Source organism: Mesorhizobium sp. WSM3626 (genome assembly GCF_000513935.1).
Taxonomy (GTDB): Bacteria; Pseudomonadota; Alphaproteobacteria; order Rhizobiales; family Rhizobiaceae; genus Mesorhizobium; species Mesorhizobium salmacidum.
Genome location: NZ_AZUY01000003.1, coordinates 147,777 through 160,158 on the forward strand (window position 1 = coordinate 147,777; position 12,382 = coordinate 160,158).

Below are 12,382 nucleotides of genomic sequence, written 5' to 3' on the forward strand. Positions count from 1 at the left end.
CGATCGCGGCGGGCCTCTTGCATGATTTGCCAAGTCGCATCTTGAATTCGCGGCCGGTTGAGTCTATCACCCAGCCCATCTTGGAGGCCTTGGCCTCCCGGGCCGCTTTAGCTCAGTTGGTAGAGCACATCATTCGTAATGATGGGGTCAGGTGTTCGAGTCACCTAAGCGGCACCAAGCTTTCCAAGGCTTCCAGCCCCTAATCCAGCCTTCAATCCGCTGAAAAATCGCTCACCGGGACACGTTCCGGGACACAAATCGGCTGACGCCGTCGACGCCAGGGGCTATAGAAGCCGTTCCACGACGGAACACGTTTGGGGGTTTAGATGACCTCGACGGTCGCCGGAGGCAGCCCGCGCCGATTGGTGTAGATCCCGCCCATTTCTTCGGCCGCCTGGCGCAGCGCCTGGAGCACCAGTTCGCTTTTCCCCTGCTCCATGGCCTTCTCTGCCATGCGGTCGAGCGCGCGAAGGCGGACCGAGCGATGGCTGATGCCGATGAGCGCTATGTCATGGAGAAACGTCTTGCGGGCCTCATCGAAGACCGTCCGCCATTTCGGCGCCAGGTTCTTGCCGGCGCGCTTCGTCGGATCGAAGAATTCGACGCTCTGGCGCGTGATCACGACCCCGAATTCTTGGTTGACGGCCTTGGCAACGTCCGACGGCGAGTCGAAACATGCGAGCCGTTGCACCACAAAGGCTTTCGCCGCTTCCGGGAGCTTTGCCGTCGCCATGGGTCTGGTCGATTCTGTCAGACAAGGTCAGGCAAATTAGGCCCGGAAAGCAGGTTTTTCAACAACCCGGTTATCGCGCGCGCGGCTTTGGTTTTTTCAAGCGAGCCATGACGCGGTTGAAAGCCGCGCTGGGCCGGCGGTCATTCCGCGCAGCGCGCCGAGCTCGGCCTTCCGAGGTGTTGTCGACCTGGAATAGTTCGTCCAATTGCCCGGGCGTCAGCAGGATCTCGCCGCCGATGCGGAAGAGTATCCCATCGGCGACTGCACGCTCCCGAATCTCCTCGGCAGAGATGGACAAGCCATTGGCAGCGAGCCGCTCAGCCCAGTGCTCTGGAGGGCGCGCCGTCATGACGATCTCCGGCACATGATGTGGCAGCAAGTCCGACCGATCGAAAAGCTCGATCATCCAGCGCTTGGCCTCCTTCTCGTCGCGGACCTCCTTGATGTACCGGAGGCCAGCGTGGACTGTGTTCACGGCATCGAGGAAGGCCGCCGGCTCGCCTTGATCGATCGCGAGCTGGCGAAGTTTCCGGAGGCCAGAGCGCACGTCATCGTTCAGATACTGATCGCGCATCGACAGTTGTCCGATGAAGGGGGCGACGAGGAGACACCCACAAGGTGGCCCGCAGAGGGCAAAGAAGGTGCGGTCCCCTCGTCAACCTGCATGTTGCCTTGTCTCACAGATGCGTTCAATCCCTTTTTGGAAGCATCTTCCCGACTTCGCCTGTCAGTATCCGAACGGCATGTTCTGTTCCGTTGATCGCTTCGTCGAGAAGGATGCCCACCATGACCCAATCGTACTTGTCGCTGCATAGGTCTTCAACAGCCAGCCGCACGCCAAGTATTTGATCCTGAGCACTACGTAGGCGCTCTGCTGCCTCTTTCGCCCTCTGCGCCCTGTTTTTTCTCATGGGTTCCCTTTCGCCGGCTTTTGCATCACGAAGCGCTTCGTCCTTCGAAGTACCCGAGCGCCGCAGTCACCAAGCTTTTCACGATCGGCTCGCCGTCGTCATTGATCTCCTGTAGGGCAAGCCGCAGCGCCGCCAAGGCGCCTTCGTGTGACGTCGCCGGCGAGTTCCAGGCAACGAGGACGGCGTCCGGATCGCTGCAGAGGCGCCTGAAGGCCTCGCTCTCCTGCTCTTCGGTCAGATCCTCGGGCATGTCATCGTAGGCCTCGCCAGCGAACCTGTGGAGGTTGATAGCGGCCAGAAGCGGGTCGCTCGGCTCAGCAGCGAGCGCGGGTTTTGTGAGAGCGGCGCGCATCATGCACACTCCAGTTCGCTCTTCACTGCGGCGCCGTCCTTGAACGGCGGCCGGGGGAAGCGCACCGGAATGACGATAGGCTCAGGGTCGGCGCCGTGCTCGCCGCGGCCAAGAAAGGCGGCGACGACAGGATCGCGAGCGATCTGAGACAGTGATATACGGAGGTAAGCCATGGTCGAAATCACCTTTCGATTTGTGGTTAGGGCTGGTTTGAGGCTGCAACCCTCTTTCCGGCCCGACTATTAAATGATAGTATTAATTCATGAGTTCGTCAACAATAAATCCTATCAAAAAATCCAGAGGCAGACCTGCAGTCGATTCCGACCAGGTGAATATCCGCCTCGTTCGTGGCGACCTGGACGCGATCGACGCGTTCGCCGCCGAGCAAGCCGACTCGCTAACCAGACCAGAAGCGATCCGACGCATCATCCGCGACTGGCTTCAGGCAAATGGCTACCTGTCCAAATAGCATGTCCGCGATGTAACCAATTTGGTTGCGCTGGTGCCAGTCTGGCGCACTTGCCATTCGTCCCGGTCGATGTTTCAATAGAAGCTGAGGGCCGGGGAAATGTTGCTCAAAGCAGCAGTGGTTTTGATCGCGTTTTTGACGCCGACTTTTGCGTCTGCGAACGACGAAGCCTTGCAGTTCCAAATTGAGAGCGAGCTGGCTTACTTGAAGGTCGGCTATGGGATCGAGACTCTGACAGTTCAGGCTGAAGGTTTCCGCACTCGGGTCATTGTCGGCGTTGACAGAGTCATCTCGAATTTCAGCGATGTGATGTGGGATACAGCCCAGCGCGCAAGTCTAATGAGCCCCGCGCCTGTGCTGCTGCTGGCGGTTGAACAGCATTCAGCGTTTGGAAGCCCGGACGGCAGGAAGCTCTGCTATCTCAGAGCCCGCAAAGGACGGGTGTTCGAGGGTACATGCTGATGAAGGTGCTCCGGATCTTGGCGATTGGCGCGGTCTTTGCGGCCGCCGGCGCAGCACATGCGCAAACCATAGAGGCTATCAACAACTGCAAACAGCTCGTCGACGGCGCCGATCGAGTGGCCTGTTACGATGCGATCAAAGCAGAACCAGCTGCGTCACCTATAGCTGCGGCCGCAAAGGCTCCGGAGGAGCGATCGTGCCACGAGGCCGCGATATTGCTCGCCGGCGGCGGCAACTGCCAGGAAGGCGACATCATGAAGGTCGATTACATGGACGCCGAGGACGTCGCCGACATGGTGCAGAGTTTTTGTGACTTCAATGCGCAGATCCTGACGCTCCCAGCTTCCTCAATATCGAGCCAGCTGGCTGGGAAGCCTCAATTCGTGCTGCTCTGCAAGTATCATGCGAGGCCGAGGGCGCCAAGCCAATGAATGCACCCTGCGATGCAAGCGCCTGCACCTGAGGTCGGAGCTCGGCTATCAGGTCGGCCGCCGATCGTGCCTTCCCGTCCTCGCCGTAGAACGCCACCATCTTGTGAACGGCCACTAGGTAGGCCGGATCAGCCTTCCAGATGCTCGGCGGGTTGATGGACAGGGTACGCAGCCCGCCGTCATCGGTGCGAGCGACAAGCACTTTCAGTCGCGCCTGGTGGCCGGAACGGAAAATCCCATCGCGGAACGGCGGCAGCGATTCGCGGTTACGACGCAGCCAGATGCAGGCGAAATCCCCCGGTTCCGCCGGTTCGGTTGCCGTGAACAGCCAAAGGCCCTTTCCTGGCGGCATCACGGGCGCCATGCAGCCACCCCATCCGGCCACGAAGTAGCGGTCCGGCAGGGGCGCGTCATGGAAGTAGAACGGCAGGACAGGGATGCCGGCGCAAGAGATCATTTTCCGTGCTCCTCGAGGCCAGCGCACGCGTTGCCCGGGAAATCATTGAACACCAGCTGCGAGGCATCGAAGCGACCGTCGACGCCGGCGATCTGGGTGAAGATATCAACAAGATCGACAGTGTTCGGCGTCATGTCGCCCTGCGAGTGAACGATGACCTGGCCGGGATTGACCGAAGGCTCGACCAACCTGGCGAACAGTTGGTCATAATAGAAATGCTCCTCCCATGAGATGTCGTCGGCGTCGAAAATCTTGACCGCCGAAGCATCGGCCAGGTCGACGACATAGACGTCGAAATCCGGCACGTTGCCGGGCAGGTAGGAGCCGAGAAAGCCCACCGCGTAGCCTGGACGAAGCGAAGCGCTCAATCCCAAAAAGCGAGTGTCGGACTGCCAGTTGAGATAGGGCACCGTCGCCGCGATCGAGGCGTAGGAGACCGTCCCGTTGGCCAGGATCTTCTTGTAGGTACCGTTCTCGCGCGAGATCACCACGCCGTCGTCGACCTGGTCATAGGCGACGCCCACCGGGAACTTGCCGCTTTCGGCCTCGGTGTAGAAGACGCTTTCGACGAAGCCAGTTGCTGAAATGACCGCCTTGCGAACCGCCGCCAACGGCGTCGGCTGGTTGACCGGCGCTTCAAGTTCCCGCTCCGTCCAGTAGACCGTGACCGAACCATCTTCCACGGGACCGAAGGCGAGGCTCGAATAGATCGCGCCCGCGGTGCCGGCCGGCGCCGTCCCCGGGTTGATGACCCAGGCCAGAGTCATGTTGCTCACATCGGCTACCGCGACCATCAGGCCGTCGGAGCTCTGGCAGAAGATCAGGTATTTGGTCGAGGCGCCATTCTCGATCATGACGGCGTCGGTCGGCTGCGGCGCGCGGGGATGGTCGTCGAGCCTGGCGACGATCTCGCCCGTCATCACGTTGAGCAACGACAGTTCATGATGGTCGGTGAGATTGAACGAGGTTTCGCAGGCGACGAAATCGGACCCTGGCAGCGCCTTATGATTGTACGGGCCGAGATCGAAAGTCGCGCCTCTGACGAAGATGTGCGCGCGGCTGATTTCCGCGTTCGACTGCAGGTCGATGACCGACACAAAGGCGTCGTTGAAGGTGAGCACGAAAACCTGGTAGACGTGCCCCTTGGCCATATCGGCGGCGAGGCCGGTGTTGATGTAGTCGACGATCGGCCCGAAGGTCAGCGTCGATTCGCCTTCCGTGGCAGCAGCCTGCGTCACCGCGCCCGACAGCACCGCCCGGATCAGCGGAACCCGGTTGCCATAGGGCGAGCAATCGAAGTCCTCGAACACCGCATAGACGAAGCCGGGCCAGGCAGTCGCCTTTTCAGTGCCAAGCGCGGCCAAAAGCAGTGGGTCGGGTGTGGTCTGGGTGCCGTCATAGAAGCGGATTTTCTGGCTGGACTGCTTTCGTGGCGCGACGTTGGAGATGATGGCCTGCTCGTCGGCGAAGAGCTTGACCAGGCTGAAGGAGGGCGCGAACAGGCAATCCTTGAACAGCATGACGAAGGAAGCAGTGACCTTGCCGTTTTTGATCGCGAACCCGCTCCACCAGACGATGTTGCCATCATAAGAGGCGGAGCCGCTGCCAGCAGGGATGGTCTTGCCGGCCGGCGAGGAATTGTCGCCCGGCGAATTGTAGTCCGAGGCACGGCTGGAGATGGGCTCCGACGCCTTGGCGTTGCCAATGAACCCGCCGCCGCTCGGGCTGCCCCATCCTGTGGAAAAGATCGACATCAAAGCTTCCCGAGTTCTTCACGCACCACGCGGCGCAGGCGGTCGGAAATTTCCATCTGCGACGGCTTCGACATGGGCTGGCTGCCGGGCGGTAAGTGGAGGTGAATGCCGCCCAAGTTCAGGGTTTTCGATCCGCCTTCGTTCTTCATGGCGTCACCAACAGCGGTGCGCTGTTCCGGGCGGAAGAAAGCGACGGCCTCATCTGGCCGCTTCCATGCCTCGACCTTCTGGGTATCGCCAGGGTGGATAGCGCCGCCGGTGGCGAAGCCGGTGCCGCCGCCGCCATGCGTGTTCTGCCACATGATCCAATCACGGAAGTTGAAACCACCGTTGCCGGGATAGAACACGCCACCGACGTAATCGAACGGGTTGGCTTGGCTGCCGCCACCGGAACCCGAAGAGCCGCCACCCGAAAAGCCCGAGGACGACCCGCCGCCGTTCGACCCTGTGTTGATCGACGAATTGCCGATCGCCGACTGGACGGCGCGCAACAGCGAAAGACCCACCTCGCCATCCTTCTGCATCGTCGAGAAATAGCCGATGGTGCGCTTGATCTCCTCGACGGTCTGAAAAGTGTTTTCCTCGATCGACTTCAACACGCTAGCGCCGCCGGTCAGGATGTTTGAGGTCGCCGACGCCGTCGAGACATTGCCGGCGAAAGGCATGGTGACGATTTCAGGGCCATGCTCGCCGACAAGATACGTGCTGCCGGCAGCGACGGGGCCGCCAGCGGCGCGCGTGCCTGCGAGGTAGTCCTTTACGTTGATCATCTGAGCGGTGGGGATGGCGGCGCCGGTGGACTGCGCGCTGGCGGGACGCTCGACGGTGATGGGACCGCTCGGGGTCTGGTAGACCATGGGGATGGTGCCGCCTAACGAACCGCCGCTGAACGGGTTGGGATTCATACTGCCGATCGCGCCAACCGGGTTGGTCGACAGGCCGCCCGAGAAGGCGCTGGCGGGACGCTGGACGGTGATCGGCCCGCCCGAGGTCTCGTAGACCGTGGTGGTGATCGTGATGTTCTTGTCACGGATTGCCTGAATTGCCGAGTTGAGTTGCTTGGCAGCGGCGGAATCCCGGGCCATTTGCAGTTCGGCGTGGACTAGCGAATCGAGGAAGGCGTTGACCTTGTCGACGCCGAGCCCGTCTTGCACCAAGCTCGAGCGCACCATCTCAATGCCTTGGAAGACGGCGTTTACGCTGGCATTTCCCGTCTTCATGGCGTCGAAAAGCCGATTGACCGTATCAACTGATTTCTGGATCTCGGCATTGGCGTTGGCGATACCGCTGGTGTCATTGAAGAACAGCTTAACGTTGTCGCCGGTGCCGGCCGTGGCAATGGCCTGGCGTAGCGTCTCCGCCTCCTGGGTGGTGCTCCGCAGCTGATTGTCGAGATCGAGGAAGCTGCCAAGCTGGTTGCGTCGCGCCTCCTGGACGGCCATGTCGACGGTCTGAAAACCGGCAAGCGTGGCCTGCAGCGAGCGTTCGATGCCGAACTGGCCGGCGCCGCCACCGTTGAGCGTGCCGAACATCTTGGCGATGGTGTCGTTGGCGCCGCCGGCGGAAGCCTTGACGCCATCGAGACCGCCGGCGAGATCGAACAGCGTCTGCGATGCTCGCTTGTTGTCGACGATGCCTTGGAAGGTATTCTTGGCGTTAAGCGCATCTTGGAGCTTCGCGGCCTGAGTTGCGTCGTCCTGCAGGCTCTTGGCGAACTCGTGCGCCGTGACGTTGAGCGCCGGATCAATGCGCATGCGGCCGAGCGCGGCCTGGACCCTGTCGGCAGCATCGACGGCGCCCGACTTCGCGACATCCGCCAGATCACCGAATGCTTTCTGGCCTGAGGATCCGACGAGTCCCCACTCCTGGCTCAGCATCTGCGCCCGCGTCGAAAGCGAGCCCATTAGGTCGTTCAGGGTGCGCGTGTTTTCTTTGATTTGGTCTTGGATGTCGGCAGACGCCACCGACTGAGGGATCTTCGAGGCGATCTCCTCATACTGCTTCGCCGCCTTCGCGGCCTCCGGCCACGCTTTGGAAATTTCGTCCACCAGGCCTCTGTGCTCGGTGAGCACCTGGTCAACCGATTGGATGCTGTTCCGCGCCGCAAGAACGTACCCAGCAAGGCCAGCGACGGCAGCCACGCCTGCCGTGGTGGCAATACCCGTCGCGGAGCCAAGGAACTCCACAAACGCCGTCCTCGCCCCGGCAGAAGCCGCGATGACACCCTGCGGGCCGCTGAAGGCGAATGACAAATGGTTGGCCTGCTGGGTGAGCGCCTGCAGGGGCGAGACGCCGAGGGCGAGGGTTTCGATGGCGGAGCGCGCAGAGTGCCCCAGTGCCGCCATTTGGGCCGCTCCGAGGCTCGATGCGCTAGCCAAGTGCCCGGTTTCAGATGCCACCGCCCGGACGGTGCCGGCCTGAGCTGTCAGCGCGCCAGTGGTGCCGCCGATGAGGATGGATTTCTGCTTTTCGAGCTCGAGGCCAATCCGGTTCGCGCCATTCACTTGGACCAGGGAGGCGCCGTACTGCTCGCCGGCGGTGGCGAGCGGCGAATAGCTCGCCCGCACGTCATCCAATGCCGTGCTGAAGCCCGCCAACGCCGCCGCAGTGCTCTTGGTCGCCCCGGTGACTTTCTCGAGGCTGGCGGCCGCCGGAGAGGCAGCGCCGACCAGCTTGGCCAGCAGAGCATTGGTCTGCTCGACGCCGGCGGCGATTTTCGCCAGCCCCGCCGATGTGCCGGCGCCGCTCAGTTTCTGGCTGATCTGGGCGTCGAACGTCATGGCGATCTGCTGGGCTTTCGCCAGCGCGGCCTCGAACGGCGCGAGATTGCCGAGGATGTCGATTCGGACACTTCCGGCGATTGCCTGGTCAGACATTATCCCCTCCTATTGTGCGATGGTGCAGGACCAGCTGGGAATGCCTGGAGCCCGGCCGGTCCTGCTTTCGGCCTCGCCCGCGGCTGAACGAACGGGCGCGCGCCAAATTTTCCATGTCAGGCCACCGCCCTCTTGGCCGCGATTTTCGCAAGATTCGGGAGATCCCAGATAACCGCGCCGTCTGCACCCAGACGACTCTGCAACTGCGCGCGCTCGCCAATCATTCGGTCGGCCTGGCCGACGGCATCGTGGAGCAGCAACTTGGCCTTCAATAGTGCCTGCTGCTCGGTGGCCGAGCTCGGAAACAGGGCCAATTGAGCCCGCGTGATGAATTGCGTTTTCTCTTCATCGGTCAGCCCGGAAAGAAAGGCCGGCGCGCCGCTGACGGCTGCCACGACGCGTGGATCGCCCATCACCTTGGTATTGTGCAAGTACATGACGGGATCGCCCGGTCCGCGCTTGCTGCGGATGAAGGCACGGATTTCCTGGGCCAGCATTACATCGGCAATGTCGTTGGGCAGCTCGGGCATTGTGATCGCGGTGCTGACATGCGCGACCCGCCGGTCGATCTCGCGATCCGCAGCGGCGACTTCGGCACCACCGATCCCCGCCTCGATGGCGGCGAGGCCGATCTGGCCGATTGCCTTCAACCTGCCGGCGACCGAAAGGTCGTTGTTGCCCTCCTGCTCCGAGATTTTGATATCGATCAGCCTCACCCCGGCCCGGATCGCCGCCATGGCTTCGTGTGATTTACGCCACCAGATGGAAACGTCCGATGACGGCCAGTTGGCTTCCTGTGCGCCGATCATCGCAAGTTTGGAATCATAGATTTTCGGTGTCGCTGGCATAGGTTCTCTCCTTCAGAGGTTTGTCAGGACCAGATTCGCCTTGTCGAGATCGGCGCGCCCGGGACCCATGTTGATAAAAAACTGAGGCGCGCCTTTAAGCGGAATGCGCCGATCCGGAAGTGCACATCGGACGAGATCGCCGCGGTCTTCGATGACGACGACCCGTCCGTAATCGGCGTGCCGTAGCTCGGCGCCCGCCTGCCAGGTCGGCGCCTCTCGGACGACCGTGAGGTCCCCGTAGCCGACCTGTCGACTGGCCACGCCGCCGTTGGCGCGCGCGATGCAGCGCCAGCGCGTCCCGCTTGGGATACCGCCCACCTCGGGCCCCGCGACGACGAAGGTGCCGTCGATGCGCCTGACGCGCACGACAGTGCCGACTGCGAAGCTGGGAAAAGTCATTGGCGTTTCTTCGTGGGATCAGCGCGCCACCGCGGCGGGCCTTTTCGAGTGCCGGCAGCGATTGTGTCCTGATTTGCGTCCTAAGTCCATTTGTAGGCAGTGATATTTCGCTCTGATCGGCTGAAAATATGGGATTGTCTCACGTGAAGCACATAACTTTAGATGATGTGCTACCATATTGGTTCCAGCCACTGCACAGGGAGCAGAGTCGATGAACCAGGCCGAGTTCATTCGCCGAGCCCGCGAGCGCGCCGCTCAGCGCCAACAGGACGGCTTCGAGGAGCGAGTGGCATCGAGGACGCCTGAGCAGCGGGCGCGCGTTGCCGCGGCCTATGAGAGGTTCTGCCGGGAGCACGCTGCATCGAAGCATCCCGAACATTCGGAACATTCGGAACACTCGCGGGCGCACGCGCGCGGGTGAGTGTGCAATTTGTGCAGAATGCTCGAGCCGCCTCGCGCGCGCGTGCGCCCGCGAGTGTCCAAATTTGTCCAATTTGTCAGCCGATACTTGACAAAGCGTATGCCTTTGGCTTACATACGCCATGATCAAGTCGTTCAAGCATAAGGGGCTGGCCGAGATCTTCGAGACCGGAAAAACCGGCAAGATCGATGCCAAGATGCACGATCGCATTCTCAAGAGGCTCGACCGACTGGACGCCGCGTTGCGGCCGGAAGAGATGAACGTCCCCGGCTACAGCTTCCATGCTTTGAACGGCTTTAATCCCACGCGCTACACCGTCTATGTGAATGGGCCGTGGCGCATAACCTTTGAGTTTGATGGAACAGACGCTGCCAGAGTCGATTTCGAGCAATACCACTGATCACAACGCCACGGAGGGCAAGATGATCACTTACGAAGTAACCCGCCCCTTGAAGCGCGCCCCGTCGCATCCCGGCGCCGTGCTCGCCGACATCATTCCCGCCACTGGAAAGAGCAAGGCAGACATAGCCCGCCTGCTCGGAATCTCTCGTCAGCAGCTCTACGACATCCTGGCAGAGAAGAAGCCCGTTTCCCCCAACGTTGCCGCCCGCCTGGGCAAGCTGTTCGGCGACGGGGCCGCTATCTGGCTCCGCATGCAGGCTGCTCATGACGCCTGGCATGCAGAGCGGGAGGTGGACGTTTCTGGCATCCCGACGCTGGAAGCGGCCTGATCGAGGGGATCACTGCCCCTCTTTTCCTCCAAAGCCATTCCTGCCGGCGCCGGCCGACCCTCCTTTCGCGCGAAGGTCTCTGGTCTCGGTAAAGGTAAAGGTCTCGGTTTTGGTATGTGCACATGGTCTGAAACCATCTGCAAGGATGGTGGCAGCACTGTCCTGACACGGTGTCCACACGGTCTCATCGAACATTCCCCCCTTGCACGATCCGCGTGTTCATCAGCCGCGACGTCGATCCGATCATTTCCGCTACAGTCTGTGATCGGCCGGCAGTCTTCGCAGCTTTCTCCACTGCTTTTTGCGCCTCGCGCTCGATGCGCGCGGCATTGACCACATCGAAGGACGCTAGGGCCTTTTCGCGGAGCCGATCGCTCTCGACAGCGACGAGCCGGCGACGCGTTCCAGTAGCGTGATCGTCATTGGCCGGTGGGTTGTGCTGGAACCATCGCTCGATCAAAACCACGTCCTCATCGTGGTCAATCAACTCCACAGCGACGAGGGCCTGGATCACGCTTTGATATGTGGGCAGCGTCCAGCCGAGGTCAGCGCATGCATAGCCGGGCGGAAGTTCATAGACGCCTGCGCTCGAGATGTGCGCATTCGTCAACAGATAGAGGTAGCCAACCTTTTCTTCGTCGGACAATCCCATGAAGCGGCGAGATCGCCAAACCGCCGGCGAAACCTTGGTGAAGTAGCGCGCGCTCATGGCATGCCCGACTTGTACCGGATTACAGCGGGTCCCCAGACCTCCTTCATCGCCTCTGCATCGCAGACGGCCAGCTCCTCGCATTCCCACACGCGGGCGAACAACTCGTTTCCAGCCTCATCCGACATCTCGACGAGAAACCAGCCGGCCGGATCGAAAAGGCGTTCGACAACGATTTCGCGGATGCCCGGGGCGCCCCCGCTTTCGCTGCAGGCAAAGAACGCTGCCAGGATCGGATCGACGAACATTTCCGAGAGCTTCATGGCGCTCTCCCCACGACGTGCTCGGCGATGGCGCGGGCCAGCGCCCACGAGACATTGAAGCGGAGATGCAATCGACGTGCTTGCAGCCGGGCGGGGCTAACGCTATCGTCTGCGGTGTCGATCTTGCCGGGAAGCAAATCGATTTTCAGAAAGCCGGTCGCTTCGCACGCGGTCGGCTTTCGCTTTTCAGGCGGCTGCATCGGCGCCTCCTGCACGGATGGCATTCGCCAACTTGACCGCGGCACATGCGCCTACGGCGTCCAGCGGCGGAAACCGGTCGCGCACCTCTGCGACCACAGGGCGAGGCCGGAGCGCCTTCGGTGTCTCTACGATCCAGCGCGCCGCCTCTTGGATGACAAGATCTGGAGCGGCCGGCATCATGCGGCCTCCCCTCCAGCAAAGCGTTGATCGTAGAGATCGAGCACCTGCTCGCTCCAGTATCGAACGCCATTGCGCTTCACAGGCCTGGGGAAATCGGATTTCGGATCGTTGCACCATCGCCAGAGCGTCACCTCTCCGATGTCGTCATATCTCTCTCGAACCCGTTTTGCCCTAAGCCATCGCGT

At 61.6% G+C, this 12,382-nt stretch carries 18 protein-coding genes and 1 tRNA gene; 7 read left to right on the top strand and 12 right to left on the bottom strand.

The window, feature by feature from the left end; translation table 11 throughout:
• Window positions 1–101 precede the first annotated feature (101 nt).
• Window positions 102–177: transfer RNA gene (locus M653_RS0103725), tRNA-Thr, on the top strand.
• Window positions 178–322: 145 nt separating this feature from the next.
• On the opposite strand, the gene M653_RS01000000132030 is transcribed toward M653_RS0103725, so the two are convergent.
• From M653_RS01000000132030 to M653_RS1000000136555, 5 genes are all read right to left on the bottom strand, one after another.
• Window positions 323–733, bottom strand: a complete 411-nt coding sequence (locus M653_RS01000000132030) for a DUF2280 domain-containing protein (protein ID WP_084636401.1) — start codon at window positions 731–733, stop codon at window positions 323–325.
• Window positions 734–803: 70 nt separating this feature from the next.
• Window positions 804–1,307: a hypothetical protein gene (locus tag M653_RS0103735; protein WP_027142089.1), complete on the bottom strand. Its 504-nt coding sequence runs from the start codon at window positions 1,305–1,307 to the stop codon at window positions 804–806.
• 115 nt (window positions 1,308–1,422) lie between these two features.
• On the bottom strand, window positions 1,423–1,644 hold the full coding sequence (locus tag M653_RS0103740; RefSeq protein ID WP_027142090.1) for a hypothetical protein: 222 nt from the start codon (window positions 1,642–1,644) through the stop codon (window positions 1,423–1,425).
• 25 nt (window positions 1,645–1,669) lie between these two features.
• The gene (locus M653_RS1000000134900) at window positions 1,670–1,999 is read right to left on the bottom strand and encodes a hypothetical protein (protein WP_156938146.1); all 330 of its coding nucleotides are present in this window, start codon (window positions 1,997–1,999) and stop codon (window positions 1,670–1,672) included.
• Window positions 1,996–2,169, bottom strand: a complete 174-nt coding sequence (locus M653_RS1000000136555; RefSeq protein WP_156938147.1) for a hypothetical protein — start codon at window positions 2,167–2,169, stop codon at window positions 1,996–1,998. The genes M653_RS1000000134900 and M653_RS1000000136555 overlap by 4 nt, the downstream gene beginning before the upstream one ends.
• Window positions 2,170–2,324: 155 nt before the next feature.
• On the opposite strand from M653_RS1000000136555, the gene M653_RS1000000135285 reads away from it, so the two are divergent.
• From M653_RS1000000135285 to M653_RS0103765, 3 genes are all read left to right on the top strand, one after another.
• On the top strand, window positions 2,325–2,465 hold the full coding sequence (locus M653_RS1000000135285; RefSeq protein WP_198028703.1) for a hypothetical protein: 141 nt from the start codon (window positions 2,325–2,327) through the stop codon (window positions 2,463–2,465).
• A 99-nt stretch (window positions 2,466–2,564) separates the two neighbouring features.
• Window positions 2,565–2,927 carry a hypothetical protein gene (locus tag M653_RS0103760; protein ID WP_027142091.1) on the top strand — a complete coding sequence of 121 codons (363 nt, stop codon included), beginning with the start codon at window positions 2,565–2,567 and terminating at the stop codon, window positions 2,925–2,927.
• The gene (locus tag M653_RS0103765) at window positions 2,921–3,358 is read left to right on the top strand and encodes a hypothetical protein (protein WP_027142092.1); all 438 of its coding nucleotides are present in this window, start codon (window positions 2,921–2,923) and stop codon (window positions 3,356–3,358) included. The genes M653_RS0103760 and M653_RS0103765 overlap by 7 nt, the downstream gene beginning before the upstream one ends.
• 453 nt (window positions 3,359–3,811) lie before the next feature.
• Here M653_RS0103765 and M653_RS0103770 read toward each other — a convergent pair whose 3' ends face one another.
• From M653_RS0103770 to M653_RS0103785, 4 genes are all read right to left on the bottom strand, one after another.
• Window positions 3,812–5,569 carry a hypothetical protein gene (locus M653_RS0103770; protein WP_027142093.1) on the bottom strand — a complete coding sequence of 586 codons (1,758 nt, stop codon included), beginning with the start codon at window positions 5,567–5,569 and terminating at the stop codon, window positions 3,812–3,814.
• Window positions 5,569–8,445 (bottom strand): hypothetical protein, encoded by a 2,877-nt coding sequence (locus tag M653_RS0103775; protein WP_027142094.1) that lies wholly within the window; start codon window positions 8,443–8,445, stop codon window positions 5,569–5,571. Before M653_RS0103775 ends, M653_RS0103770 begins: the two co-directional genes overlap by 1 nt.
• Before the next feature lie 116 nt (window positions 8,446–8,561).
• Window positions 8,562–9,293: a hypothetical protein gene (locus M653_RS0103780; RefSeq protein WP_027142095.1), complete on the bottom strand. Its 732-nt coding sequence runs from the start codon at window positions 9,291–9,293 to the stop codon at window positions 8,562–8,564.
• A gap of 12 nt (window positions 9,294–9,305) precedes the next feature.
• A complete protein-coding gene (locus M653_RS0103785; RefSeq protein WP_027142096.1) occupies window positions 9,306–9,692 on the bottom strand; it encodes a hypothetical protein in 387 nt (128 codons plus the stop codon).
• Between the two features lie 211 nt (window positions 9,693–9,903).
• Here M653_RS0103785 and M653_RS0103790 point away from each other — a divergent pair, with 211 nt between their 5' ends.
• The 3 genes from M653_RS0103790 (at window position 9,904) to M653_RS0103800 (ending at window position 10,844) form a co-directional block, all read left to right on the top strand.
• A complete protein-coding gene (locus M653_RS0103790; RefSeq protein ID WP_027142097.1) occupies window positions 9,904–10,113 on the top strand; it encodes a hypothetical protein in 210 nt (69 codons plus the stop codon).
• Window positions 10,114–10,234: 121 nt separating this feature from the next.
• A complete protein-coding gene (locus M653_RS0103795; RefSeq protein ID WP_027142098.1) occupies window positions 10,235–10,513 on the top strand; it encodes a type II toxin-antitoxin system RelE/ParE family toxin in 279 nt (92 codons plus the stop codon).
• Window positions 10,514–10,535: 22 nt separating this feature from the next.
• Window positions 10,536–10,844, top strand: coding sequence for a HigA family addiction module antitoxin (locus M653_RS0103800; RefSeq protein WP_027142099.1), 309 nt, complete (start codon window positions 10,536–10,538; stop codon window positions 10,842–10,844).
• Window positions 10,845–11,028: 184 nt separating this feature from the next.
• Here the strand turns inward: M653_RS0103800 and M653_RS0103805 are convergent, their stop codons facing one another.
• The 3 genes from M653_RS0103805 to M653_RS0103815 are packed head-to-tail and all read right to left on the bottom strand — an operon-like array spanning window position 11,029 to window position 12,016.
• Window positions 11,029–11,553 carry a hypothetical protein gene (locus M653_RS0103805; protein ID WP_027142100.1) on the bottom strand — a complete coding sequence of 175 codons (525 nt, stop codon included), beginning with the start codon at window positions 11,551–11,553 and terminating at the stop codon, window positions 11,029–11,031.
• Window positions 11,550–11,816 carry a hypothetical protein gene (locus M653_RS0103810; RefSeq protein WP_027142101.1) on the bottom strand — a complete coding sequence of 89 codons (267 nt, stop codon included), beginning with the start codon at window positions 11,814–11,816 and terminating at the stop codon, window positions 11,550–11,552. The genes M653_RS0103805 and M653_RS0103810 overlap by 4 nt, the downstream gene beginning before the upstream one ends.
• On the bottom strand, window positions 11,813–12,016 hold the full coding sequence (locus M653_RS0103815; RefSeq protein WP_027142102.1) for a hypothetical protein: 204 nt from the start codon (window positions 12,014–12,016) through the stop codon (window positions 11,813–11,815). The genes M653_RS0103810 and M653_RS0103815 overlap by 4 nt, the downstream gene beginning before the upstream one ends.
• Window positions 12,017–12,382 lie beyond the last annotated feature (366 nt).